General features: G+C 39.6%; 23 protein-coding genes. 4 read left to right on the forward strand and 19 right to left on the reverse strand.

Going from position 1 to position 25,320, the window contains the following annotated elements; genetic code table 11:
* Positions 1-38: 38 nt before the first annotated feature.
* From rfbD to dnaG, 6 genes are all read right to left on the reverse strand, one after another.
* Positions 39-893 carry a dTDP-4-dehydrorhamnose reductase gene (gene rfbD / locus IYQ92_RS08175; protein WP_195676200.1) on the reverse strand — a complete coding sequence of 285 codons (855 nt, stop codon included), beginning with the start codon at positions 891-893 and terminating at the stop codon, positions 39-41.
* 85 nt (positions 894-978) lie between these two features.
* The gene (locus tag IYQ92_RS08180) at positions 979-2,454 is read right to left on the reverse strand and encodes a glucosyltransferase domain-containing protein (RefSeq protein ID WP_195676224.1); all 1,476 of its coding nucleotides are present in this window, start codon (positions 2,452-2,454) and stop codon (positions 979-981) included.
* 2 nt (positions 2,455-2,456) lie between these two features.
* Complete coding sequence (locus IYQ92_RS08185) at positions 2,457-3,383, reverse strand: glycosyltransferase family 2 protein (protein WP_195676201.1); 927 nt, start codon at positions 3,381-3,383, stop codon at positions 2,457-2,459.
* Positions 3,384-3,393: 10 nt separating this feature from the next.
* Positions 3,394-3,732, reverse strand: a complete 339-nt coding sequence (locus IYQ92_RS08190) for a metal-sulfur cluster assembly factor (protein ID WP_195676202.1) — start codon at positions 3,730-3,732, stop codon at positions 3,394-3,396.
* Positions 3,733-3,859: 127 nt separating this feature from the next.
* Positions 3,860-4,969 (reverse strand): RNA polymerase sigma factor RpoD, encoded by a 1,110-nt coding sequence (gene rpoD, locus IYQ92_RS08195; RefSeq protein WP_195676203.1) that lies wholly within the window; start codon positions 4,967-4,969, stop codon positions 3,860-3,862.
* A gap of 6 nt (positions 4,970-4,975) precedes the next feature.
* Positions 4,976-6,784, reverse strand: coding sequence for a DNA primase (dnaG, locus tag IYQ92_RS08200; RefSeq protein ID WP_195676204.1), 1,809 nt, complete (start codon positions 6,782-6,784; stop codon positions 4,976-4,978).
* A gap of 205 nt (positions 6,785-6,989) precedes the next feature.
* Between dnaG and mscL the strand changes: the two genes are divergently transcribed.
* Positions 6,990-7,367 carry a large conductance mechanosensitive channel protein MscL gene (gene mscL / locus IYQ92_RS08205; RefSeq protein WP_195676205.1) on the forward strand — a complete coding sequence of 126 codons (378 nt, stop codon included), beginning with the start codon at positions 6,990-6,992 and terminating at the stop codon, positions 7,365-7,367.
* 108 nt (positions 7,368-7,475) lie between these two features.
* Here mscL and rpsU read toward each other — a convergent pair whose 3' ends face one another.
* From rpsU to IYQ92_RS08245, 8 genes are all read right to left on the reverse strand, one after another.
* Entirely contained in the window at positions 7,476-7,652 is a 177-nt protein-coding gene (gene rpsU, locus IYQ92_RS08210) for a 30S ribosomal protein S21 (RefSeq protein WP_000048058.1), read from the reverse strand.
* 121 nt (positions 7,653-7,773) lie between these two features.
* Positions 7,774-8,268 carry a YkgJ family cysteine cluster protein gene (locus tag IYQ92_RS08215; RefSeq protein ID WP_195676206.1) on the reverse strand — a complete coding sequence of 165 codons (495 nt, stop codon included), beginning with the start codon at positions 8,266-8,268 and terminating at the stop codon, positions 7,774-7,776.
* 94 nt (positions 8,269-8,362) lie between these two features.
* A complete protein-coding gene (locus tag IYQ92_RS08220) occupies positions 8,363-9,178 on the reverse strand; it encodes a transporter substrate-binding domain-containing protein (protein WP_195676207.1) in 816 nt (271 codons plus the stop codon).
* A gap of 87 nt (positions 9,179-9,265) precedes the next feature.
* Entirely contained in the window at positions 9,266-10,375 is a 1,110-nt protein-coding gene (locus tag IYQ92_RS08225; RefSeq protein ID WP_195676208.1) for an aminotransferase, read from the reverse strand.
* 118 nt (positions 10,376-10,493) lie between these two features.
* Positions 10,494-11,309, reverse strand: a complete 816-nt coding sequence (locus tag IYQ92_RS08230; protein ID WP_195676209.1) for a transporter substrate-binding domain-containing protein — start codon at positions 11,307-11,309, stop codon at positions 10,494-10,496.
* Positions 11,310-11,493: 184 nt separating this feature from the next.
* Positions 11,494-13,758 (reverse strand): glycogen/starch/alpha-glucan family phosphorylase, encoded by a 2,265-nt coding sequence (glgP, locus tag IYQ92_RS08235; RefSeq protein WP_195676210.1) that lies wholly within the window; start codon positions 13,756-13,758, stop codon positions 11,494-11,496.
* A gap of 10 nt (positions 13,759-13,768) precedes the next feature.
* On the reverse strand, positions 13,769-15,262 hold the full coding sequence (gene malQ / locus IYQ92_RS08240) for a 4-alpha-glucanotransferase (RefSeq protein WP_195676211.1): 1,494 nt from the start codon (positions 15,260-15,262) through the stop codon (positions 13,769-13,771).
* Positions 15,263-15,400: 138 nt separating this feature from the next.
* Entirely contained in the window at positions 15,401-16,423 is a 1,023-nt protein-coding gene (locus IYQ92_RS08245; protein ID WP_195676212.1) for a LacI family DNA-binding transcriptional regulator, read from the reverse strand.
* 279 nt (positions 16,424-16,702) lie between these two features.
* On the opposite strand from IYQ92_RS08245, the gene IYQ92_RS08250 reads away from it, so the two are divergent.
* From IYQ92_RS08250 to IYQ92_RS08260, 3 genes are all read left to right on the forward strand, one after another.
* On the forward strand, positions 16,703-17,953 hold the full coding sequence (locus IYQ92_RS08250; protein ID WP_195676225.1) for an extracellular solute-binding protein: 1,251 nt from the start codon (positions 16,703-16,705) through the stop codon (positions 17,951-17,953).
* 134 nt (positions 17,954-18,087) lie between these two features.
* Positions 18,088-19,458 carry a carbohydrate ABC transporter permease gene (locus IYQ92_RS08255; protein ID WP_195676213.1) on the forward strand — a complete coding sequence of 457 codons (1,371 nt, stop codon included), beginning with the start codon at positions 18,088-18,090 and terminating at the stop codon, positions 19,456-19,458.
* Complete coding sequence (locus IYQ92_RS08260; protein ID WP_195676214.1) at positions 19,458-20,294, forward strand: sugar ABC transporter permease; 837 nt, start codon at positions 19,458-19,460, stop codon at positions 20,292-20,294. The genes IYQ92_RS08255 and IYQ92_RS08260 overlap by 1 nt, the downstream gene beginning before the upstream one ends.
* Positions 20,295-20,767: 473 nt before the next feature.
* On the opposite strand, the gene IYQ92_RS08265 is transcribed toward IYQ92_RS08260, so the two are convergent.
* From IYQ92_RS08265 to uvrB, 5 genes are all read right to left on the reverse strand, one after another.
* The gene (locus IYQ92_RS08265; RefSeq protein ID WP_195676215.1) at positions 20,768-21,232 is read right to left on the reverse strand and encodes an 8-oxo-dGTP diphosphatase; all 465 of its coding nucleotides are present in this window, start codon (positions 21,230-21,232) and stop codon (positions 20,768-20,770) included.
* 1 nt (position 21,233) lies between these two features.
* On the reverse strand, positions 21,234-21,767 hold the full coding sequence (locus IYQ92_RS08270; protein WP_195676216.1) for a DUF1697 domain-containing protein: 534 nt from the start codon (positions 21,765-21,767) through the stop codon (positions 21,234-21,236).
* Positions 21,768-21,830: 63 nt separating this feature from the next.
* Positions 21,831-22,325: an ECF transporter S component gene (locus IYQ92_RS08275; protein WP_195676217.1), complete on the reverse strand. Its 495-nt coding sequence runs from the start codon at positions 22,323-22,325 to the stop codon at positions 21,831-21,833.
* 357 nt (positions 22,326-22,682) lie between these two features.
* The gene (locus IYQ92_RS08280; RefSeq protein WP_195676218.1) at positions 22,683-23,153 is read right to left on the reverse strand and encodes a 2'-5' RNA ligase family protein; all 471 of its coding nucleotides are present in this window, start codon (positions 23,151-23,153) and stop codon (positions 22,683-22,685) included.
* Between the two features lie 28 nt (positions 23,154-23,181).
* Positions 23,182-25,173, reverse strand: a complete 1,992-nt coding sequence (gene uvrB / locus IYQ92_RS08285) for an excinuclease ABC subunit UvrB (RefSeq protein ID WP_195676226.1) — start codon at positions 25,171-25,173, stop codon at positions 23,182-23,184.
* Between the last annotated feature and the right edge of the window lie 147 nt (positions 25,174-25,320).

A 25,320-nucleotide genomic window follows, 5' to 3' on the forward strand; every position in this document is an offset into this window, starting at 1 on the left:
AAAAAGGGAAGGCAACGCACCTCCCCTGATTAGTCAATTTATTTTTTAACTTCCTGTTTGTAAAATTCTTTCAAAGCATCTTGCCATGTTGGAATGACAAAACCTGTTGCTTTTGCCTTGGTTAAACTCATTGTTGAGTTGAGTGGACGTTTAGCCTTAGCAGGAAATTGACTTGAATCAACTGGTTTGACTTCAACGTCTGTATCCTTAAGAATTTCAACTGCAAAGTCATACCAAGTTGTATCTTCAGCAGCATCATTTGACAAGTGGTAGTAACCAAATTCTTTTTGGTTTTCTGCCAAGTAAGTCATAAATTCTGCCAAAGTACGCGTCCAAGTTGGACGACCGTGCTGGTCATTAACAACTGTCAATGTTTTGTGAGTTTTGGCAAGGTTTTGCATAGTAAAGACAAAGTTCTTACCGTAATTACCAAATACCCAAGCTGTGCGGATAATGTAGAATTTATCAGCGTATTTCTCAACTAATTCTTCACCCATACGTTTCGTACGACCGTACTCAGTTTTAGGGTCTGGCTGGTCATCTACTTCCCATTCTTGACCAACTGGTTTTTCACCATCAAAAACATAGTCAGTTGAAATGTAAACCAAGGTTGCACCATACTTAGCTGCCGCTTTTGCAACATTTTCAGTACCTGTCACATTGATAGCATAGTCAAGTTCTTTTCCTTCGTCTTCAGCCGCATCAACAGCTGTGTAAGCTGCACAGTGATAGACCAAGCTTGGTTTGACTTCTGCGAACACTTCGTCTACCTTCTCAGCATTTGTGATGTCCATCTCTGCTACGTCTACTGCTACATACTCTTCGTTGCGTTCGTCAAGAAGGTGACGAAGTTCAGTTCCGAGTTGACCATTTGCACCTGTTACTAGAATCATAATTTTCTCCTTGTATTTTCATTAATAGCAATTTTATTTTAACAAAAAAGTCAGAAAAAATCTGCTCTCATAAAATAAATTTTAATCACTTCATCACGACAAATAGTTGATTATCTTTCCTATAAATATCGTACAATTTGGTCGTTTCTAATTGTTTATATTCTAAATTTACGGTAGTCGCATCAAATGGTTTAAAGTCAGCATCTAATTTAGTAATCGCATTAAACCTCATTGTCATATCCCAAGAAACATTAGTATTAGGCATAATTAAACTTCTTATCATTGGATAAACTGAAGCTGCATTCTCATAAATAGGTGAATTAGCAACAAAATGATTAATATTTACCACATTATTTTTATCAGTTAAATACTTATTCAAGCTGTTCCCTAGCATAGTGCTTTGCACCGTGAATGTACTATTCTGTTGCTTTAAGTTGTCAACATAAATAAATGAAAAAGCAAGGAAGTAAAAAATAATTAAACTTGAAAATACTGATTTTAAAATATTAATAAATTGTTTTCTGTTGGTTATTCCCAGAGCAACTACTAAAACGATAGAAGAAAATATTCCGAACCCGTATTCATACCTAGGTCTCAATAGATAAAATTGTTCCGAAAGTATTAGATAACTTCCATAACTAAAAATACTTCCCAAAACAAGCCAAGCAGTTGTTAAAGCAAATGTGAAAATTTTCTTTTGCTTACTAGTACTTATAATATTGAATACCAATAAAACTATAACTACTAGAAATAGTAGAATCCAAATTTTTGAGCTTTGAAGATATATATTTTTTAGGTAACCTTTAGTATTCGCTAACATAATGCTAGGAAGACGCAATAAACTCGGGATACTCCCTTGATCAGCGAAAATTGGTGGCTTGATAGTAATTTGTATTTTATATAAAAACATACCTCCAATATAAGATGAAATTGAGCATATTAAGCACTTTATATTCAATTTACCGCTGTAGACTACCTCTAAAAAGAGAAGTGTGAGCGTCATGAGAATATAAATTCCCGATGATGCTTGGTATGAATTACACATAAGATAAATGCATACAACCGAACATAAACTAAATAGTTTCCTAGACTCCCAGAAGATAAAAGGAAGCATTGATACTAAAATACTAAGTGACATAAATGGGTTGTCAAACCTAAAACTCAAAGGCTCTAAAAACCAAGGATTTATGCCAATAACAGTTGATGCTAAAGCTAAAACAGGAGTAACCTTTTTCGATGGAAACAGTACAAATAACAATATAGTGCTTGCAAAGGTTAATATAAAGGCTGAGATAATATTTGTGGTTAAACCTGGATCTGTTAAATGAGTACCTCCCTGAATAAGTCGTGCTGAGACTTCACTCAAATATCTAGAATAATGTTGAGAGAATCCAGTATATCCCAAAAGTTGTCGACCTATATCATCAATATACGGAAACTCTGCTAAACTGATGTTAATGTTAACCAAGAGGTACAAACCTAAGATAAGAGATAAAACAAATTTATTTTTCCTAATATAGTTCTTTAAATTACTAAATACTCCTAAAAACTCTTCAAGCATTTTCAACCCTTCTCCTTAATTATATACACTGGTCGTTTCTTTGTTTCCAAGAAAATCTTGGAAATATAGTGACCGATGATACCAAGCGCTAAGAGCTGAATCCCTCCGATAAAGAGGATGATAGATACAAGACTTGCCCAACCAGCTACGCTTCCACCAATGGTCAACTTTCTGATGATGACAAAAACAATTCCAACTAAAGAAATCAAGAATGAGAAGGTTCCTGCCCATGTAGCTAGTTTCAAAGGAACTTCTGAAAAGTTGATAAAACCATCTAGAGAATACCTCAATAATTTCCAGAAAGACCACGAGGTTTCTCCGGCAACGCGTTCACGATTTTCATAAGAGACATAGGTCACATCAAAGCCAACCCATGAAAAGAGCCCTTTTGAAAAACGATTAACTTCTTTAAGCTCGAGGATGGCATCGACAACCTGACGAGTCATCAAGCGAAAATCACGCGCTCCATCGACCATTTCCGTGTCTGAAACTTTATTAATCAACCAATAGAAGGCCTTGGCAAAGAAGGAACGAATCGGCGGTTCACCCTTACGGTCGGCACGTCGTGTTCCAACAACATCATAGCCTTCTTGGATTTTGGCGTACATCTCGATGAGAAGTTCAGGTGGATCCTGAAGATCGGCATCCATAACAGTAACGTAGTCACCTTCAGCTGCCTCTAGTCCTGCAAGCAAGCCTGCTTCCTTCCCAAAGTTACGAGAGAAAGAGAGGTAGTGAACATTTTCAAATTGCTTTGAAACCTGTCTCAATACCTCTAAAGTTTTATCTTTAGAGCCATCATTCACAAAGTAATAGTTGAATGCTAGTTGATTGGCTATCTGCTTTTCAACGGCCTGGCAAGCCTCTAAAAATGGATGAATAGTCTCTTCTTCGTTATAACAGGGGACAACGATAGCCAGTGTTTTCATAAACGTTCTCCTAACGAATACCTAGGGCAATACGGGCATAACGACTGAGTTTGTCAACATTCCATGCTGGGTACCAAACCAGTTTAACTTCCAAATTTGTAACCTCTGGAACCTCACGCATAACATCGTGAATTTGGTCTGTCAACAAATCAGCTAACGGGCAACCCATTGTTGTCAAAGTCATATCAATCTCTGTATGACCATTATCTTCAAAACGAATATCATAAACCAAACCAAGGTTAACAATATCAATTCCCAATTCTGGGTCGATAACCATTTCCAAAGCTTCAAGAATACGATCCTTGATTTTTGCGACTTCTTCTTCCGTATATTTCTTTTCTTCTGACATAAGCGTCCTTTCTTTAGGATGTAATTTTTCAGCACTAATAACTCTTGCGATAGACGAGGTGACATAGGCCACAACTAGGTTAAGCACACCTAACTCTAATTTTCAGAGGTACCATCAACAAGTTTTACTAGTCTTCCATAAAATCTTTAAGCTGTTTACTACGACTTGGATGGCGAAGTTTACGAAGAGCTTTAGCTTCAATCTGACGAATACGTTCACGAGTAACGTTGAAAACTTTACCAACATCTTCAAGAGTGCGCATTTTACCATCATCAAGCCCAAAACGTAGGCGAAGCACATTTTCCTCACGGTCAGTGAGGGTATCTAGGACTTCGTCCAATTGCTCGCGCAAGACAACACGCGTCGTATAGTCCACTGGATTTTCAATGACTTCATCTTCGATGAAATCACCCAAATGACTATCATCCTCTTCACCGATAGGTGTTTCAAGCGATACAGGTTCTTGGGCAATCTTGAGGATTTCACGAACCTTATCTGGGGTCATATCCATTCGCTCCGCAATTTGTTCAGGAGTAGGGTCTTGTCCCAATTCTTGAAGAAGATTACGTTGTTCACGAACCAACTTATTAATTGTTTCAACCATGTGAACCGGGATACGGATAGTACGCGCTTGGTCAGCGATAGCACGCGTGATGGCTTGACGAATCCACCAAGTAGCATAAGTTGAAAATTTGAACCCTTTAGAGTAATCAAACTTATCAACGGCTTTCATAAGCCCCATATTTCCTTCTTGAATCAAGTCAAGAAATTGCATACCACGTCCGACATAACGTTTGGCAATAGAAACCACCAAACGCAAGTTTGCTTCAGCAAGACGTTGCTTAGCTTGCAAGTCACCTGCAGCAACAGCGACAGCCAACTCTTTTTCTTCTTCATTTGTTAAGAGTGGCACAACCCCAATCTCTTTAAGGTACATGCGTACTGGGTCGTTCACTTTGGCAGAATTGCTTCCGAGTAGCTCTTCGTCAGTTAATTCTTCAGGCTTAGGCTCTTCGACAACATATTTAGAAGACGGATTCCCTTCTTTATCTGTAATGGAAATACCACCATCCGTCAAACGTTCCAAAAGGTCATCGATTTGGTCCGCGTCAAGCACAAAAGGAATGACGAGCTTTTCAGTCACTTCATCATCAATTGCAGTCCCTGCTTGTTTGTGGTTACGAATAAAATCCGCAACTTGCACGTTAAAAGTTGCATTTCCTTTTTTATCTGCCATATTTCCTCACTCCATATTTCTTTTCTGGGCTATTAAATTTTCTAGGGCGGCTAGGGCACCCTCAACATCACCTTGGTTACTTGACTCTCTGATTAGCTGACTTTGCTTACGCAATTCTTGCTCACGCAGAAGATGGTCTCGTCTACTCTCTAGCGCAGCGATTTCCCCAGGTGCAACTTCGTCCGGCAATTGTTCTTCCAAAACACGATAGTACATTTGTTGCAAATCCTCGGATAGCTGAGACAGTTCATAAGAAGTAATTTCGCCATTTTGCTTCAATAAGAGATATAGTTGCTGTAGCTCTGGTGTTTGGAAGTAAAAATCATCTCTATTGCGGTAATCACTCAACAAATAAGTATGATGCAAGAGCCGGTGCATTAACTGACTTTCTGTTTTTACCAAAGCAGAGACACGCTTGGTCATTGGAAGTTCTGTCATCGTTTGCGTCGGACGCATCAAGTTCTGTTGCCGATTATTCCTATCTGCCAATCGTTGGTTATTAACCGATTGTTCAATTTGAAAATAATCAAAATCAGGTAAGAGCTCCGCTACTTTTGTGATATAGCTATTCTGCGCTATAATTGACGGTGACTTTGCAATGATGGCAGAAATTTTTTCAACATACTGAATTTCAGCCTGCAAATTATCCGTATTTTCCGGTTTTAGGTATTGAATGTAAAATTCCACATCACTGATGCGACCTTGTTCCAACAACTGAACTAAGGCCTCTGCTGAATTAGCACGACTGTACTCGTCAGGGTCCATCTGATTGGGAATACGAACAATGTCAACTGTCATATCAGATAGTAATGCTAACGACTTGCCTATTGCATGTTGTCCAGCAGAGTCCCCATCATAGGTCAATACAACCTTTTTAGTGAATTTTCTCAAATGCTGAACATGCTCTAGTGTCAATGCAGTTCCCATTGAAGCCACTGCATTTTCAATGCCCGAACGATAGGCTGCAATGACATCCATGAAACCTTCCATCAGATAAACCTCATGCTTTTTACCAATAACAGCACGCGCTTTATCTAGATGGTAAAGTTCAAACGATTTATTAAAAATCGGAGTAGACCGTGAATTCTTGTATTTTGCCTGCTTAGCTTCAATATCAGACTTAGTCCAAATTCGACCCGAAAAGGCGATAACATCTCCTCGGTCATTGGTCAAAGGGAACATGATTCGATTGCGAAAGGCATCGTAAAAGCGATTGCTATTTTCAGAGTAATTGAACAAACCAGATGTCGACAAGGTCATCTCATCGTAGCGATTTGAGACACGTTGATAGAGAAAATCCGTTTCATCGGGCGCTAACCCCAAATTAAAATGAACAATCAAGTCATCTGTCAGCCCTCGTTCAAGTAAGTAAGCACGCGCTTGTTTACCAATCTCGGTAGTCATCAAAATCGCGTGGTAAAACTTGGCTGCATCTTGATGAATATCGAGAAGTGTTTGATTCGGATTGCGACGAGCTGTCTCCTGCTCCTGCGCAGGCATCTGCACAGCAATACCGACCCTATCCGCAACCAGCCGCACACTTTCTAAAAAGCTGATTTGACGATATTCTTCCAAAAATTTAAAAACATCACCAGACTTTCCACAACCAAAACAATGAAAAAACTGCCTATCTTCAATGACATTAAAAGATGGCGTCTTCTCTTTGTGAAAAGGACAAAGTCCAAGGTAATTGCGACCTGTACGTGACAGACTGACAACTTCGCCAATAATATCAACAATATTGACGCTATTTTTGATTTCAGAAATCAATTCTTTATCAATTGCCAATCTACCACCTCCGCACAACAAACCCATTATAAGCTTTACACACCATTATAGCATTTCACAGATATTTTGTAAATTTTTTACTACTGGTATTATCGTACTTGGATGGCTTCGGGCAAGTAATTATAATTTGTTTTCAATTATTTTATTTTTAGAAGTCACATTGCTTGATAAAGCCGCCTCTTTTAGCTATAATAACGGGTGAAATCAATACTACTAAAGAGATTAGTTATCAATGCTTAAAGAGCTCAAAGAGTTTTTGTTTAAAGGAAATGTCCTAGACCTTGCTGTTGCGGTTGTTATGGGGGCTGCTTTCAATGCTATTATTAAGTCACTTGTTAGTGACATCATCACACCTCTTATCTTAAATCCAGCTTTAAAGGCAGCAAAAGTTCAAAATATTACACAACTAGCTTGGAACGGTGTTAAATATGGTAGCTTCCTTAGCGCTATCATCAACTTCCTCATCGTCGGTACAACTCTTTTCTTCGTTATCAAAGCTGCTAATCATGCTATGACTCTCGGTAAAAAAGAAGAAGTCGTTGAAGAAGAGCCAGCTCCAACTCAAGAAGAATTGCTCGCTGAAATTCGCGACCTTTTAGCTAAAAAATAAGCTATCGCTATAATACAAAAACAACCGAGAAAACTCGGTCGTTTTTTTGATATTCCCATATCACTGATAAAATAAAAGGTAGTCCTTTCGGACTACCTGATTCTAAAATTAGAACTTTTTACGTTTGCGAGCTGCTTCTGACTTACGTTTACGTTTTACAGAAGGTTTTTCATAGAATTCACGTTTACGTGATTCTTGAAGAGTACCAGCTTTAGTCACAGAACGTTTGAAGCGACGAAGTGCGTCGTCAAGTGATTCGTTTTTACGTACTACTGTTTTTGACATGGATTTCACCTCCTCAAGATAATGTAACATTTTCACGTTCCACACTAGCATACCTAATTTTTTCAAAAATGTCAAATCATTTACTTTAATTATTTTACATTTCCTGTCAAAAAGCTATCAATCAAATACGATTTTTTAATTTTTCAACAAATAAGTAGGCTGCGGGGCAAGTTAAAGTGTTCTTAATCGTAAGGTGATTGATCTGGTAAATTTTCTTACGATCTGTGTGTGGAAACTCACGACAAGCCTTTGGTCTCACATCATAAATGCTACAGAGATTATCGTCTCCAAGGAAGGGGCAGGGCATTGATTTGAAGACTTTATCGCCATCTTCGTCTACTTCAAGGTACATATCTTCAAAAGCCGACAGCTTCATTCGAAAGGCTTTCGAGATACGCTCAATATCCGCCTCCGTAAATAGTGGTCCCAAGGTCTTGCAGCAATTTGCGCAGGCGGTGCAGTCAATTTCGTTAAAGACTTCGGTGTGAACTTCTTGAACAATTTTATCCAGATTTTTTGGAGCTTTTTTCTTCAGGCTTGCTAAAAATTTGCGGTGCTCTTTTTGCTTTTGTTGAGCTAATTCTTTATAACGTTCAATATCGACAGTGGTTGACATATGCTATTTTCTCCTCAGTTTATTAGTCTATCATGACTAACGTGTTTTGTACAGATAAGAAAAGTAGCGATGCTGTCATCACTACTCCCTCTCTTTATTCTGTTACTTGCGTTCCTGTTAATTTAGCAGCATCAGAAATGAATGTTTTATATTTATCCTCTTTAGCCAACTTAGCAATCACTTTATTGACTGTTTTCTTCAATTTACCGCTATTTTTCTTCATAGCAACAGCTTTTGCATCTCCGTCACCTGTTTTTAGTGTGAAGTTAGCCAAGGTCAAATCTGAGTTTTGAGCCAAGTAACCTTCTGCAACTGGTTTTTCAAGGTCAACTGCTTGAACTTGGTCTGATTTCAATTCAGTAATAGCTTCACCCATCGCTGTCAATGAGACAAGATTTGATTTAGACATTTGGTCTTTGACCAAACCTTCTTCGATAGTTCCTTTTTGAACGGCTACTTTCTTACCAGCTAAGCTATCAACAGAAGTGTACTTGTTAACATCAGAAGATTTTACCAAGACAGCATTTTCTGTTTCGTAGTAGGCATCTGAGAAATCAAAGTTTTTCTCACGCGCTTTAGTTTTTGACAGACCTGAAATAGCCATGTCAGCTTTGCCTGATTGAACGCTTGACAAGACATTATTGAAACTCATTTGTGATAATTCTAACTTAACACCAAGCTCATCAGCAATAGCTTGGGCTAGTTCAATATCAGCACCAACGACTGTATCTTTACCATTGACTAGTGCTTTGAATTCAAATGGTGCATAGTCAGGACTGACTGCTACGACCAATTTCCCACTCTTTTCAATTTTACTTTGAGCGTCATTGTTAGATGATGAGCCACAGGCTGCCAAAGCGACGATAGAAGTAAGCGCAAGTGCTCCAAACAATAATTTTTTCAATTTCATGATAAATCTCTTTTCTTTTTTTCTACTCTTAAGATTATACAGCCTAGTGATTATTTTGTCAATAATTATACAAAACATTTTCTATTTTTATTCATTTAATTCTTGAGACAGCAAAGCCAAACCTTTTTTCAAGGTTTCTTGTGGGCAACAATAGCCGATTCTAACATGTCCTTCAATATCAAATCGGTTACCTGGAATCACCAAAACACCTCTCTTTTTCAAGAGATTTAGGCAAAAAGTTTCAATAGGAAGGTCTATTTTCAATTTTACAAAGGAGGTGGATACGGCAGCTGGTCGAATCAGCTCCGCCATTGGCTCTTGAGCCGCCCAATCCATCAAAATTGCAAGATTTTCACGAACAATCTTAGCATTACGCTCAAGAATTTTCTGGCGATTTTTGAGGGCAAGGCAAGCCACCATGTCGTCAAAGACACCTGCGCAAATCATAGTATAATCTCGGTAATCACGCAAAATGTCAGCAACTTCCTTATGCGAAGCCACCCAACCAACCCGAATACCAGGCAAAGAGTAAGTTTTGGACAAACTATTGACCGAAATACCCTTGTCATAGAGGTCAACGATGGCAGGGATATCTTTGTCGTCAAAAGAATGATAAACTTCGTCGGACAGAATATAGGCTCCACAAGACTGGGCAATGGCAACCAATTCTGTCAAATAGCTACGATCCATGATTGCACCCGTCGGATTGTTCGCGTTGTTGATGCAGATGAATTTCGTATTTGGCTTAATCATCTGGCGTAATTCATCGAGGTCAGGGAGCCAATTCAATTCCTCCTTGATTGGCCACAAATCAACTGTAGCTCCCAATGATTCTGGGATATCATAGAGTTGCTGATAGGTGGGGTAGAGGGAAATCACGTGGTCACTAGGTTCTACCATGGCATATAAAACAAGCATATTAGCCCCAGTTGCACCATTAGTTTGTAAAATATTCTCTTCTGCTACGTTCTCATAAAACTTCGCCACCTCTTTTTTGAACGTTGGTGAGCCTTCAATCCAACCATAATCTAAACGTTTCTGTGATAATTCTTGGTAAAAATCCTTGCTGTTCGTTTTTGTTAAGTCAAATAATTCTTGAACAGTTAAGGCTGAAATCGACACACCTGCAATATCATAGGTTGCCTCTTTTTCGTGTACATTTAGCCATTCTTCAACGCCAAAACGCGGTAATTTCATTTTTTCATCCCCTTCTCTCTTATACTTTGATAATACTTAATTTTCTGCTATTTATCAACCTAAAATATAGAAAGTCTGCGCAAAATTGCCCAGACTTTTCTCATCTTGAAATATTCTATTAGTCAGCTGATGAAACTGATAAATCGTAAGCTTCTTGAACTTGCTTGTCCAAAGTGCCATCTTTTTTCAATTTAGTGATGACTTTATCGATTTTTGCTTTCAAAGCTTTGCTACCTTTTGGCATAGCAACTGCATAGGCATCTGAATCACCTGATTTCAAGTCAATTTCTGAAATGGCAAGGTCTGAATTTTTATCAACATAGGCTTGCGCGATTGGTTTTTCAAAGACAACCGCATCCACTTGACCATTCTTCAACTCGTTAATCATTTCACCATTTTGAACCAAGGAAACGACTTTAGCACCTTTAAGCTGGTCTTTGGCAATATTTTCTTGGATAGTTCCTTTTTGTGTCGCAACTGATTTGTCTTTCAATGAAGTTGTCTTGGTATAATCAGCCAATTTATCCTTTTTTACGATAACAACATTTTTAGATTCATAGTAGCTAGTTGAGAAATCATAAACTTTTTGACGTTCTTTTGTCGCTGAAATCCCTGAGATAGCAATGTCAGCTTTGCCAGATTGAAGGCTAGCCAGAACGTTATTAAATGACATTGATGAGAATTTCACCTTAACGCCCAATTCTTTACCAATAGCTTTCGCCAATTCTACATCTGACCCAACAATAGTATCCTTACCGTTAACCAAAGTTTTAAATTCAAACGGTGCAAACTCTGGATTCATAGCAACGGTAATAGTTCCCTTTTTCTGAATATCTTTGACAGAAGTATCTTCCTTGGTTGAAGAGCCACAAGCTGTGAGTAAAAATGCAGATACTGCTAGGACTAAACCTGTTAAAATTCTTGTCTTTTTCATAGTTTTTCTCTTTTCTTAATTGATATGTATACATTTTATATTATAAATATTCACTTGTCAAGGTGGAATTTGATAAAATTCATATTTTTGAAAAATAATTTTGAAAAGCTATAAATAAACATTCATTTAGATTACTGCAAAAAAAGAAGCTGAGCCATGCCCAACTTCTTTGAGTTTGATGAGATTAGTTTGAATGCCAGATATCTTCGTTATATTGTTCAATAGTACGGTCAGATGAGAAGAATCCAGCTTTAGCAATGTTATGAATAACTTTGCGGTTCCAAGCATCATGGTCTTCGTAGTCAGCAAGAACTTGTTCTTTGACTTGGATGTATTCTTCTAAGTCAATTAAAGTCATGAACCAGTCTTTGTTGAGCAATTCTTGGTAGAGACGTTCAAGACGTTCTTCATTTCCGAGATTTAGCAACTCTTCACTGATGATAAAGTTAACAGCTTCTTTAATCACAGGGCTAGCTTCACAGTAATCTCTAGATACATAACCGTTTGTTGCGTAAAGGTTAATGATTGTATCTGAATCTTTACCGAATGTGTAGATGTTTTCTTGACCTACAAGCTCTGCAATTTCCACGTTAGCACCGTCCATAGTACCAAGTGTAAGCGCCCCGTTAAGCATGAATTTCATGTTACCAGTACCAGATGCTTCTTTTGAAGCCAATGAAATTTGTTCAGAGATATCAGTTGCAGGAATCAATTTTTCAGCAACGGTAACATTGTAGTTTTCTACCAAATGAACATTGAGGTATTTGTTCACTTCAGGGTCGTTGTTAATCAATTCAGACAAGCAAAGGATAAGGTGAATGATATCTTGTGCGATAGTGTAGGCTGGTGCAGCTTTACCACCAAAGATAACGGTTACTTTGCGTTTTGGAAGGTTACCACGTTTGATTTCCAAGTATTTGTGGATAACATACAAAGCGTTCATTTGTTGACGTTTGTATTCGTGGAAACGCTTGATTTGAGTATCGATGATTGAGTTTTCATCCAATTCGATACCTTTATTTTCTTTAAGGTAGCGTTTAAGAGCTAATTTATTTTTATACTTGATTGATGCCAATTTATCATGGACTTCATTGCTATCTGCGAATGCCATCAATTTTTCAAGTTTTGTAGCATCTGTTAGGTATTCGTCACCAATCAAATCTTTGATGTAATCTGCCAAGTCTTGGTTAGCAAATTCCAACCAACGACGGAAGGTGATACCATTTGTTTTGTTGTTGAATTTATCTGGGTAAATATCGTAGAAATGTTTCAACTCACTGTTTTTAAGGATTTCAGTGTGGAGGGCAGCAACACCGTTGACAGATGTTGAGAAGTGAATATCCATGTGTGCCATGTGAACACGGTTGTGTTCGTCAATAATTTGAACACTTGAATCATCGTATTTGCCACGAACGATGGCATCCAATTTCTTGATGATAACAACAAGATGTGGAACAACTTCTTCAAGGTAGTCAAGTGGCCATTTTTCTAGGGCTTCTGCCAAGATAGTGTGGTTTGTGTAACCAACCATTTGTGATACGACTGCAACTGCTTCGTCAAAGTCGAAACCATGTTTTTCAGTCAAAAGACGGATAAGTTCAGGAATGACCATTGATGGGTGAGTATCGTTGATTTGCACATAAGCATACTCTGGCAAGTCATGAAGGTTAGAACCACGTTCGATAGCTTCATCAATCAAAAGTTGTGCAGCATTTGATACCATGAAGTATTGTTGGTAAATGCGGAGCAATTCTCCGTTTTTATCTGAGTCATCTGGATAAAGGAAGAGGGTCAAGTTTTTCTTGATTTCTGTTTTATCAAATGATATACCGTCTTTAATCAAACCATAGTCAAGTCCGTCAATATCAAAAAGGTTGAGATAGTTTTTAGTATCTTTCTTGTAACCAAGGACATCAATACGGTCCAAGCGTGATTTCAAAGTGAAGTCACGGAATGGCACATCATAAGAAATATCAGTTGGTACAAGCCAAGAATTATTTTCAATCCAGTAGTTAGCTTCTGCTTCTTGTTGGTTGTTACGGAAGACTTGTTTGAAAAGCCCACAGTGGTAATTAAGTCCGACACCTTCACCGTTGATACCTAATGAAGCCATTGAATCGATGAAACATGATGCCAAACGTCCAAGACCACCATTACCAAGTGATGGTTCTGGTTCAACATCTTCGATTTGAGCGATAGATTTCCCAGCTGCTGCTAGTTCTTTTTTGATATCTTTGTAGATACCAAGGTTAATCAAGTTATTTGAAAGAAGTTTACCAATCAAAAACTCGGATGAGATGTAATAAACTTTACGTTTTCCAGTGTTTTTGCCTTTAGCTGCTGCTTCTTGTTTTACGTAGTTCAAAAGTGATACATAGATGTCTTCATTTGAAAGCTCAGCTAATGTTTTTCCTTGTTGTTCAACGTATGATGTGAATGTAGTTGTCATTTTTATTACCTTATTTTCCTCTGTTATAAATTGTTGTGATTTCCTTCAAGAAAGCTTTACGGTCATCTGTTAAATCTTCCTTGAGCATGCGCCATTCCCAGTTACCACCGACTGTATTTGGAATGTTCATACGGCTATCTGCTGCTTTATCAAGTAAGTCTTGCATGCAAGTGATGGTTACTTTACTTACAGATGCGTAAAGGGTGCGCAAAGCAGTTTCTGTAATTGGTTCACCTGGCAAACGACGCATGTAATTTTCAGCGTAAGCTTTTTGCTCATCTGTCAAGTTATCGAACCAACCGTTGATAACTTCGTTATCGTGTGTTCCTGCGTAAGCGATAGTATTCTCAGTGTAATTGTGAGGGATATCAACGCTATTGCCAGTTGTGTCGTAGAAACCAAATTCAAGAATTTTCATCCCTGGGAAGCCCGTGCCTTCAAGTAATTTTTCTGCTTTTTCATCGATGTAACCAAGGTTTTCAGCGATGATTGGAAGGTCACCGAGAACTTCTTTAACTTTCGCAAAGAGTTCTGGTCCTGGTGCTGGTTGCCATGAACCATCGTTGGCAGTTTCGTAATCGCCACGGATTTCCCAAAAATCTGAGAAACCTTTGAAGTGGTCGATACGAAGGTAATCATACATTTTGATACCTTCTTGAATACGGTAAATCCACCAAGCAAAGTCTGTTTTTTGGTGATTTTCCCAGTTGTAGATAGGATTTCCCCAAAGTTGACCATCATCTGAAAATTCATCAGCAGGGACACCAGCAATAGCAAGGGGACGTTTGTCTTCATCTAATTTGAAGAGATTTGGCATTGTCCAAACTTCTACACTGTCAGCTGAAACATAGATTGGCATGTCACCGATAATTTGGATACCGTTTTTGTTAGCGTAAGCTTTCAAAGCTGTCCATTGTTGGTTGAAGAAATATTGTGTTACCTTGTGGTAAGCAATTTTGTCTGCAAGTTTTTCACGGTAAGCTTCAAGAGCTTCTGCTTCACGGCGAATGACTGCTTTGTCATCCCATTCTTGAAGAGCTTTGTTGCTAAAGTATTCTTTGCAAGCCATGAATTCCGCAAAATCAATCACCCACTGAGCTTCTGCAACGAAGCTATCAAGTTTTTCAGCTGCGCCATCGCTTGCAAGGAAGTTAGCGACAGCTTTTTCCAAAACAGGACGACGTGCTTCGTAGATTTGTGCGTAGTCAACTTTTTCAGGATTTTGACCAAAGTCGACATCTTGGTAATCCTCTTCTGTGAGGTAACCTTCTTTGGTTAATAAGTCAAAGTCAATTAAATGTGTGTTTCCTGCGACTGCAGAGAAAGATTGGTAAGGAGAATCTCCATAACTTGTTGTTGTCAATGGAAGAATTTGCCAAAAACTTTGGTCAGTCTCTGCTAGGAAATCTACAAAGTTATAAGCCTCTTGTCCAAATGTTCCTACTCCTAATTCACCTGGAAGTGAAGTGATGTGCATCAACACACCGCTAGCACGTTTCTTCATAACTGTTCTCCTTTTTCATTTCGTATGTTTAAATTTTAACGCAATCGTTTGCATAAGTCAAGCAATTTTAGCAAAAAAACTTCTATTTCATATTGATAGAAGTCTTTTAACCATTGATTTTATACGATTTCTAGGCACTTATTTTTTTTTGAGATCTCGAACACTTTCTCGTTCTTTCAATAAAAATGGCACAATAATTTTTTCACTAAAGACCATTTTGGGCGTACGGATAATTTGTAGAAGTCGTCGAACACTTGTCCGCCCTAGGTTATTAACATTGATATCAAAGGTTGTTAAATAAGGGTGAATCAATTTCGAGAATGTCGAATTATTGAAAGTAATAATCGAAATATCGTGGGGGACATTGAGTTGATAGAATGAAAGAAATTGCATAAGACGGACAGATACCGTATCACCAATAACAATCAAACCAGTTGTCTGATTTTCTTTAATAGAATCAATTAGTTCCTCTAGCACGACAGGGTCATTGGAATCAAAGAGCTGAGCTGGGTGGCTAACGAGGTCTAGCTTTCCCGCCCCTCGGACATAACCGACATAGCGTTCTTCAGAAATTTCAGAATCTAAATCATCCGTAATAAATTGAATAGCTCGATGTCCTTTTTCGTAAAGGTATTCCAAGGCCATCTTCCCCATCAATTGATTATCATTATCAATATAAGTAATCTCTCGTTCAAATCCATCAGATGCACCAACAATCACAAAGGGCGTCTTTTGTTCCATCAAATATTGACGAACAAGATCCTTGCCGTCAGAGTAGAGAATAATAAAGCCATCAACACGCTTTTGCAGGTGCATCAGTTTTACTTGTTCTTCAAGCTCGTCCTTTGTCATACCAGTCGCAATCGAAACGGTGAATCCTTGCTCTTTCGCTTCATTCGTGATGGTCGTTAAAATTTGCATAAAGAAAGGTTCACTGAGTCGGTCCGGTGTCAATAGTGGGGGGAAGACCACTCCAATATTATAAGTTAGACCACTTGCCAACATCTGAGCAGCAACGTTAGGTACATAGCCTAGTTCAGCCATTGCGCCTCTGACTTTTTCTTTCGTCTTTTGAGAAATAGAAGCGTTATCCTTCAACACTCGACTTACTGTAGAAGGATTTACACCAGCTTTCGCAGCAACATCTTTAATTGTTACCATTGTTTTCCTCCTAATCATTTCATTTTCATACCATGGTAATTTAGTTTCTCAGCTTTTAATAGCAAAAGAACTATCTTCGTTACATTATACAGTAACTTTCAACAATTGCAAACGGTTGCTTGTGAATTTTAGAATCATTTTTACTTTTTTTGACATAATTGCCATTTTTCGAAAAAAAATTCACGTTTTTTAAAACTTTTTCAAAAAAACGCTTGACAAACTTTGCAAACGGTTGCATAATGTAGGTGTAAATAAAAAATTCTCTAGGAGGAGAAAATGATGGAAAAGAACACTTGGAAAAAATTACTTGTTAGCACAACTGCTCTTTCTGTAGTTGCGGGTGGCGCTATTGCCGCTAGCCAAGCAAAGCCTGTGGAAGCTGCTTCAAAAACAACAACTCTTAAACTTTGGGTTCCAACTGACACCAAAGAAACGTATACAGAGATTGTTAAAAACTTTGAAAAAGAAAATGCCGGCGTAAAAGTTAAAATTGTTGAGTCTAACACCGCTAATGCACAGGAAAATGTAAAAAAAGACCCAAGTAAAGCTGCTGATGTCTTCGCCCTTCCACACGACCAACTTGGCCAATTGGTAGAATCAGGTGTTATTCAAGAAGTACCTGCTAAGTATGCTAAGGAAGTTAAAGCCAACAACACAGGCCAAGCTGTTGCTGGTGCACAATACAAAGGTAAAACTTACGCATTCCCTTACGGTATTGAATCACAAGTTCTCTTCTACAACAAATCTAAGCTCTCTGCTGACGATGTTAAATCTTATGAAACCATCACATCAAAAGCAACATTTGGTGAAATGTTCAAAGAAATGAACGCTTACAAGACAGCACCTCTATTCCTTTCAGTTGGTGACACACTCTTCGGTAAAGATGGTGAAGATGCCAAAGGAACAAATTGGGGTAACGAAGCTGGTGTATCAGTTCTTAAATGGATTGCTGACCAAAAGAACAACAAAGGATTTGTTAACGTAACATCTGAAAACATCATGTCTAAATTCGGTGATGGTACTGTAGCTGCTATTCAATCAGGACCATGGGACTACGCAACTGCTGAAAAAGCTGTTGGTAAAGACAATATCGGTGTTGCTATCTATCCAACTATCAACATTGGTGGTAAAACTGTTCAACAAAAAGCCTTCATGGGTGTTCGTCTCTTCGCTGTCAACCAAGCACCTGCTGGTTCTAACACAAAACGTATCTCAGCAAGCTACAAACTTGCAGCTTACATCTCAAATGAAGAAAGTCAAAAGACTGTCTTTGAAAAAGTTAACACAATTCCAGCAAATACAAACGCACAAGAAACTGATTCAGTTCAATCATCAGACCTTGCCAAAGCAGTTATCACAATGGGTAGCTCAGATAAATATACTACTTTGATGCCTAAACTTAACCAAATGACAACATTCTGGACTGAAAGCAAAGCTATCCTCAGCGATACTTACAACGGCAAAATCAAAGAAAGCGACTACCTCAAACGCTTGAAACAATTTGACAAAGACCTTGCCAATACAAAATAAACCTATTTAACTAGCGAGATGAGATGAGTCAGTTCTCTTCATTACCATTGACGAGCTATGACTCATCTTTTCTTATATGCTGAATTTGGTTACAAATATTTTACCCAGATTCAGGACTACGAAGGAGATTCTCAATGAACAAAAAACTATTGTCTCTTGATGGTATGTCTCTAAAGGAACTTTTCCAAAAAGGAGATATTGGAACCAAGTTATCATTCTTAATCATGGGATTTGCTAACTTGAAAGAAAAACAATGGACTAAAGGATTGCTCTTCCTTCTTTCTGAAATTGTTTTCCTTATCGCTTTTGTCAATCAAGTCATCCCAGCCTTCCAAGGGTTAATCACTCTAGGAATTAAACAACAAGGGCTTACAACAAAAACTGTTGACGGTATTAAAATCCAAGTAGCAACGGAAGGTGACAACTCAATGTTGCTCTTGATTTTCGGTCTCGCATCACTCATCTTCTGTTGTGTGTTTGCTTACATCTACTGGTGCAATATCAAGAGCGCAGCTCATTTGATTACCTTGAAAGAAGAAGGACGTAAAGCTCCATCATTTAAAGAAGACCTTAAAACCTTGACTGATGGTCGTTTCCACATGACACTTATGGCTATTCCACTTATTGGTGTCCTTCTCTTCACTATTCTCCCTTTGATTTATATGGTCTGCTTAGCCTTCACCAACTACGATCACAACCACTTGCCTCCTAAGAGTCTTTTCGACTGGGTAGGGCTTACTAACTTTGGTAATGTCTTTAGCGGTCGTATGGCAGGAACTTTCTTCCCAGTTCTTTCTTGGACTTTGATTTGGGCAGTTTTCGCGACAGTTACCAACTTCTTCTTCGGTATCGTCCTTGCGCTCATTATCAATACTAAAGGACTGAAATGGAAAAAAATGTGGCGTACGATTTTCGTTATCACCATGGCTGTGCCACAGTTCATTTCCCTCCTCATCATGCGCAATTTGCTTAGTGATTCTGGTCCAGTTAATGCCCTTCTTGCTAAATGGGGCTGGATTTCAGCTTCACACCCACTCCCATTCTTGTCAGATCCTGTTTGGGCTAAATTCTCAATCATCTTCGTCAATATGTGGGTTGGTATCCCAGTTACTATGCTAGTCGCAACAGGTATCATCATGAACCTCCCTGCTGAACAAATCGAAGCAGCTGAGATTGATGGTGCCAACAAATTCCAAATTTTCCAATCTATCACTTTCCCTCAAATCTTGTTGATTATGACACCAACCTTGATTCAACAATTTATCGGAAACATCAACAACTTCAACGTTATCTACCTTCTTACTGGTGGTGGTCCTACTAACTCAACTTACTACCAAGCAGGTAGTACAGACCTTTTGGTAACATGGTTGTACAAATTGACCGTAACTGCGGCTGACTATAACCTAGCATCCGTTATCGGTATTTTAATCTTTGTTCTCTCTGCGGTATTCAGCTTACTTGCTTACACGAGAACAAATTCTTACAAGGAAGGGGCTGCTAAATAATGAATAAGAAAAAACGTCTTAATCTAACTTTTGTTTATATTTTATTGATTGTCCTTTCAATTATCTGGCTCTTCCCGATTGCCTGGGTTATTCTTACTAGCTTCCGTGGTGAAGGAACAGCCTATGTGTCTTACTTTATTCCTAAGACTTGGACATTTGACAACTATGTCAAACTCTTCAATCAATCAACCTTCCCATTTGGTCGATGGTTCATGAATACTTTGATTGTCGCAGTCTTCTCATGTATCATTTCAACCTTCATCACCGTTGCTATGGCTTACTCACTTAGCCGTATCAAATTCAAACACCGCAACGGCTTCTTGAAATTGGCTTTGGTTTTGAATATGTTCCCTGGTTTCATGTCTATGATTGCCGTTTACTATATTCTTAAAGCCCTCAACCTTGACCAAACACTGACAGCCCTTGTCCTTGTTTACTCATCAGGTGCTGCGCTTGGTTTCTACATTGCCAAAGGGTTCTTTGATACCATCCCTTACTCACTTGATGAATCTGCCATGATTGATGGTGCGACTCGCTTGGATATTTTCTTCAAGATTACCCTTCCATTGTCAAAACCAATCATCGTCTACACTGCCTTGATGGCTTTCATCGCACCTTGGATGGACTTCATCTTTGCTAAAGTTATCCTTGGTGACGTGACAAGTAAATACACTGTTGCCATTGGGCTCTTCTCAATGCTCCAACAAGATACCATCAACGACTGGTTCATGTCATTCACCGCTGGTTCTGTTATCATCGCCATCCCAATCACATTGCTCTTCATGTTCATGCAAAAATACTATGTGGAAGGTATTACTGGCGGTTCTGTTAAATAGTTATCACATTTTGATAAGACCTGAAAAGGAAGCCCGTTCTGGACTTCCTTTTTGGTTTGTAGACAAATGACTTCTGAGATGTCTCTGCTCAGTTTTCTTGAAGATAGTCAACAGCCTCCCGACGACTGGCGACAGTCTGAAAACTGAGTTTTGGGGTTTGAGGATTGGGTAGGGGAGCTTGAAACTAGCTGGATACTCAGTCAATAAGAGTTTTGAGACTAGTCCTAGACGAGAGTAACCTGTTTACCATGGTTTTTGACTTACTCCGAAGTGAATCGTTTGCCTCGGTTGGCGACTTACTCCTGACTAAGAGTAACTATTTACCGCAGTTTTCAAACTGCTCTCAGAGAATCCTTGGTCACATAACACGCTTGTGACACTAGTCCAAAAACGAGCGGTGCGGGCACTTCTTCTGTTGTTTTTGACTACCGCATAAAAAGCCTCTGCGGTTAAGACCGCAGGGCGCTAGCAGATTACCAAAACTCACGAACAAAATCGTCTTCTAAGCGTTCGGCATAGAATAGCTCTGACAGGTTGTCCTCATCAAAGATGCGCAGCAGGTTGAGCATGTCATAGGCCAAGTCCATCGTTGCCAGCTCACTACGCTTAACCCACTTGACTTCGCCTTCATTCGAGGAGCACAGTTGCCCCTCAAACTCTGTCGTCCGATAGAGAAAGACTAGGTAGCGGACACCCTCCTTGGTGTACCAGTGCTTCATGCCGACAAGTTTAGGGTTAGAAATCGTGAGACCCGTTTCTTCGTAAACCTCACGAACAACTGCTTCATGCAGAGATTCTTTTTCTTCGATGTGACCGCCAGGCAGGGCAGCACCTGACCAAGCATACCTTTCAGGGTCGCGAATTTGCATGACGATATTGTGGTTCTCATCTTCGATGAGACACATATTGGTTAAGATAACTTCTTGACTTCTTGCCATTTTATTCTCCTATTTTTTCGACTAATTTTTTAAAGGTGTTGGTATTGCGGACGGAGGCCTGCTTGTAGAAGGGGAGTTTGCCCAACTGCTTATGGTAGGCAGAACGGTTATAATCTTTCTGCTCTGCTATTGTCCAAAATAAAGCATAGTCCCCAAAGTAAAGGCGCTTACTCCCAGTCGCAGCGACTTGCTCTTGGGATAAAGCCACATCCGCCTCTGGCAGGTAAAAGAGGACATTTTTCCGATAAGCCTCCTCCTCCCACCAGTCGGGAAGGGCTTGCGCTTCTGCCAAAAGCTGAGCCTCACTCAACATCACAAAGGGGATGGGGAAATCATAGTGCTGCTCAAACAAATGAGTCAAGTACTCCCTGATAATTTTTTCAGACAAAGCCGACTGGAAAAAGAGATTGCCTGAGTTGATGTAAGAGCGCGGTTGGTCAAAACCAGCATCTAAGAGCTGATTCTTCAGCTCAGCCATGTCAACCTTATGATTGCCACCCACATTGATGCCACGTAATAACAAAACGTAATTCATCTTGCCTCCTACTATAAAAATAACGACTGAACCACATCAGTCGTTACTCTCTACATTATACCATTATTTCTTCATCAACTGTTGGAAGGTCTTTGACAAACCACTAAGGTAATATAAGATATAGGCTAGTACAGCACCAATAATAGAAGCTAAAATATCAAATGGAAGTTTCATGATAGCGTAAGCAGGAGTGGCATAAATAAAGGCACGCCCCAACCCATATCCGACAACTGTAATAACACTTCCTACTAACAGTGCAGTGAAAACTCGCCCTTTACTAGCCTTCCGAGCATCTCTAACAATGATACCAATAGTATAAGCAACTAAGCCTTGAACAATTAAAGACACAAACATCGGAGCAGGATAGAAGAAAAAGTCTCCTAAGAAGGCACCTATCCCAGCAATTAACATTGCCTCAGTGGGAGTAAAAATAAGGGCAGCTAAAAAGATAACTACCTTATTAAAATAAAAGTGACCACCCGGCACTGGAATGCTAAAGGATGATAGTATTATCGTTAATGCCATAAATAAAGCGGCGTAAGTCAACCGTTTTGTCATAGAAAATCTCGCTTTCTTAATTTAATAACCTTAGTATAGGCTCACTTCTCCATGATTTCAATAGGCTTGAATGCGAACTGTCTGGGTACGGATATCAGCAAAAAAGATGGGGAGCCCCATCTTCAATTGGTATTAGCTCGTGACCTTCAACTCAAGAACCATATCTACTTCCTCTGGAAAATAACTTTGAAACAAGGGCGCTATCTCTTCCCTCCCAAGTATCTCAGTCATTATAACATCAATAATACTTAGTAAAAAAGCTCTACCATTATGAAAAATAGCAAAGCTTTTTAGGTGATTAAGGGGTAAACTGACAGATTTCCTTGACTTGACCTTGCTCATCAATGGCAATGACCTTTAAGGCGTTAATCTGCCCCTTGTCATGTTCAAGTTTTTCAAACAATAAGTATAAATCATTGCCAACTTGTCCTCCTCAATACGATTGGCAATGGTCAGATGCGGAACCCAAATCTGGGGCGCATACTGTGAATCAGACGCAATCAATTTCCCAAGTAAATCATGAACCTGCTCATGTAGCTTCACTAATTCTGGCGTCTTTGTTGGACTCAGAAAAACAATGGAACTTCCTAAAAATGAACCGATAGATTGAAGAGGGAGAGCCAGAGACAGACTTAGATGAAGTTTGCCAGTCAGTTTTTCTAGAACCTCTTCAATAGCATCTGTTTCAAAATCAGCCAAAGTAATATGAGGCTCCCTGTCCTTAACTTGGTAAGCATAATCTGATAAAGACAAGCCTTTCAGTTCTCTCCATAAGCCTTTTATTTTCTGATTTGTCCTTTCATCTAAAGTTGCGATAACAGCATACATAAAGACTCCTTTATCTCATATAAGTTCCCTAATCCATCGCTTTCAACTCAAGAACCATATCCCGTAATTGCGCCGCTAACTCAAAGTCAAGCAACTCAGCTGCTTCCTGCATTTGTTTTTGTAGTTCTTTAATTTGAGCTTGGCGCTCTTTTTTGGACATGGTGCTGTAATCCACGGCTATTTCGGCGACATCAGCATCACTAGTTTTGGTAATGGCAATGAGGTCGCGGATTTCTTTCTTGATAGTTTGAGGGACGATGCCGTGTTCTTCATTGTAAGCCATTTGCAGAGTACGGCGACGAGCGGTTTCGTCCATGGCTTTTTGCATGGAATCTGTCACCTTGTCGGCGTACATGATAACGTGACCGTTACTATTTCGCGCAGCCCGTCCAATGGTTTGGATAAGTCCGCGTTCGTTGCGGAGGAAACCTTCCTTGTCAGCATCTAGGATGGCCACCAGTGATACTTCTGGTACGTCAATGCCCTCGCGCAGCAAATTGATCCCAATCAAAACATCAAAGACACCTAAACGAAGGTCGCGGATAATCTCAGTACGCTCCAAGGTCTTGATGTCGCTATGCATGTACTTGACCTTGACGCCCATTTCCTTGAGGTAATCGGTCAGGTCCTCTGCCATCTTCTTGGTGAGGGTGGTGATGAAGGTCCGCTCACCCTTGTCCACGCGCGCATTAATCTCGCCCAGTAGGTCATCCATTTGTCCCATAGTCGGACGAATTTCAACCTCTGGATCCAAAAGCCCTGTCGGACGGATGATTTGTTCAACAACCGTGTTGGTCTGCTCCATCTCATAGTCACCCGGAGTCGCTGACACGTAGACAATCTGGTGAACATGGCTTTCAAATTCTTCACGGCGAAGGGGACGGTTATCAAGAGCAGACGGCAAACGGAAACCGTAGTTGACCAACATTTCCTTACGAGAACGGTCACCGTTGTACATACCCTTGATTTGCCCCATGGTCATGTGACTTTCGTCAATCATGATGAGGAAATCATTAGGGAAGAAGTCAAGTAGCGTGAAAGGTGGCTCCCCTTCAGAACGACCGTCCATGTGGCGGGAATAGTTTTCAACACCATTTGTGTAGCCCATTTCACGAAGCATTTCCACGTCGTATTCAGTTCTCTGGCGAATACGCTGCGCTTCTATCAGCTTACCTTCTGACTCGAAGAGTTTGACCTGCTCTTGCATCTCAGTCATAATATTTTGAATAGCTTCTTCCATGTGTTCATCATTGGTCATGAAGTGGGTGGCTGGGAAGATGGCTAAATGGTCAACCTCTCCCAAAACACGCCCAGTCAAACTTTCGATTTCGCGGATGCGGTCAATTTCATCCCCAAAAAACTCTACTCGGAAAGCATGTTCGTCACGGCTAGCTGGGAAGATTTCCACCACGTCGCCCCGCACACGGAATTTTCCACGTTGGAAGTCAATGTCGTTGCGCTCAAATTGGATGTCCACCAAGTCATTGAGAAGCTGATCGCGGGAGATTTCTTGACCAGGACGCAGACTGACCACGCTGTCAGCATACTCTTTTGGCGACCCCAAACCGTAGATACAAGAAACGGATGCCACCACAATCACATCATTTCGCTCTAGAAGCGATGAGGTTGCCGAATGGCGGAGCTTATCAATCTCGTCATTGACCGAGCTATCCTTTTCGATGTAGGTGTCAGATGATGGCACATAGGCCTCAGGCTGATAATAATCGTAATAAGACACGAAGTACTCCACCGCATTATCTGGGAAAAACTCTTTGAACTCGCCGTAAAGCTGACCCGCTAGCGTCTTGTTGTGGGCGATAACAAGGGTGGGTTTATTAACACGCGCAATCACTTGGCTCATGGTGTAGGTCTTACCAGTCCCCGTTGCCCCCTTAAGAATCTGAGCTTTTTCTCCCCCTTCTATATTATCAACCAAGGTCTCAATAGCCTGTGGCTGGTCACCTGAAGGGGTATATTTAGAAACTAATTTGAACTGATTATCAGTCACACGTTCAATCATATGCTTATACACTTCTTTCTTGAATTTATACTGCTACCATTCTAACATAAATTACCATGATGTTGAGGCATTTAAATTCTCCTAACAATCGCATGACAGTTTATGTTAGGTTTTATGACACAAATTCTCGATTTATTTGCCTAAAAC

The sequence above is a fragment of the Streptococcus sp. HF-1907 genome, assembly GCF_015594605.1.
Classification (GTDB): domain Bacteria; phylum Bacillota; class Bacilli; order Lactobacillales; family Streptococcaceae; genus Streptococcus.

Coding starts and splice junctions, on each gene's coding strand:
- rfbD (WP_195676200.1), bottom strand. CDS start 893: ATGATTCTAGTAACAGGTGCAAATGGTCAACTCGGAACTGAACTTCGT.
- IYQ92_RS08180 (WP_195676224.1), bottom strand. CDS start 2,454: ATGCTTGAAGAGTTTTTAGGAGTATTTAGTAATTTAAAGAACTATATT.
- IYQ92_RS08185 (WP_195676201.1), bottom strand. CDS start 3,383: ATGAAAACACTGGCTATCGTTGTCCCCTGTTATAACGAAGAAGAGACT.
- IYQ92_RS08190 (WP_195676202.1), bottom strand. CDS start 3,732: ATGTCAGAAGAAAAGAAATATACGGAAGAAGAAGTCGCAAAAATCAAG.
- rpoD (WP_195676203.1), bottom strand. CDS start 4,969: ATGGCAGATAAAAAAGGAAATGCAACTTTTAACGTGCAAGTTGCGGAT.
- dnaG (WP_195676204.1), bottom strand. CDS start 6,784: ATGGGTTTGTTGTGCGGAGGTGGTAGATTGGCAATTGATAAAGAATTG.
- mscL (WP_195676205.1), top strand. CDS start 6,990: ATGCTTAAAGAGCTCAAAGAGTTTTTGTTTAAAGGAAATGTCCTAGAC.
- rpsU (WP_000048058.1), bottom strand. CDS start 7,652: ATGTCAAAAACAGTAGTACGTAAAAACGAATCACTTGACGACGCACTT.
- IYQ92_RS08215 (WP_195676206.1), bottom strand. CDS start 8,268: ATGTCAACCACTGTCGATATTGAACGTTATAAAGAATTAGCTCAACAA.
- IYQ92_RS08220 (WP_195676207.1), bottom strand. CDS start 9,178: ATGAAATTGAAAAAATTATTGTTTGGAGCACTTGCGCTTACTTCTATC.
- IYQ92_RS08225 (WP_195676208.1), bottom strand. CDS start 10,375: ATGAAATTACCGCGTTTTGGCGTTGAAGAATGGCTAAATGTACACGAA.
- IYQ92_RS08230 (WP_195676209.1), bottom strand. CDS start 11,309: ATGAAAAAGACAAGAATTTTAACAGGTTTAGTCCTAGCAGTATCTGCA.
- glgP (WP_195676210.1), bottom strand. CDS start 13,758: ATGACAACTACATTCACATCATACGTTGAACAACAAGGAAAAACATTA.
- malQ (WP_195676211.1), bottom strand. CDS start 15,262: ATGAAGAAACGTGCTAGCGGTGTGTTGATGCACATCACTTCACTTCCA.
- IYQ92_RS08245 (WP_195676212.1), bottom strand. CDS start 16,423: ATGGTAACAATTAAAGATGTTGCTGCGAAAGCTGGTGTAAATCCTTCT.
- IYQ92_RS08250 (WP_195676225.1), top strand. CDS start 16,703: ATGGAAAAGAACACTTGGAAAAAATTACTTGTTAGCACAACTGCTCTT.
- IYQ92_RS08255 (WP_195676213.1), top strand. CDS start 18,088: ATGAACAAAAAACTATTGTCTCTTGATGGTATGTCTCTAAAGGAACTT.
- IYQ92_RS08260 (WP_195676214.1), top strand. CDS start 19,458: ATGAATAAGAAAAAACGTCTTAATCTAACTTTTGTTTATATTTTATTG.
- IYQ92_RS08265 (WP_195676215.1), bottom strand. CDS start 21,232: ATGGCAAGAAGTCAAGAAGTTATCTTAACCAATATGTGTCTCATCGAA.
- IYQ92_RS08270 (WP_195676216.1), bottom strand. CDS start 21,767: ATGAATTACGTTTTGTTATTACGTGGCATCAATGTGGGTGGCAATCAT.
- IYQ92_RS08275 (WP_195676217.1), bottom strand. CDS start 22,325: ATGACAAAACGGTTGACTTACGCCGCTTTATTTATGGCATTAACGATA.
- IYQ92_RS08280 (WP_195676218.1), bottom strand. CDS start 23,153: ATGTATGCTGTTATCGCAACTTTAGATGAAAGGACAAATCAGAAAATA.
- uvrB (WP_195676226.1), bottom strand. CDS start 25,173: ATGATTGAACGTGTGACTGATAATCAGTTCAAATTAGTTTCTAAATAT.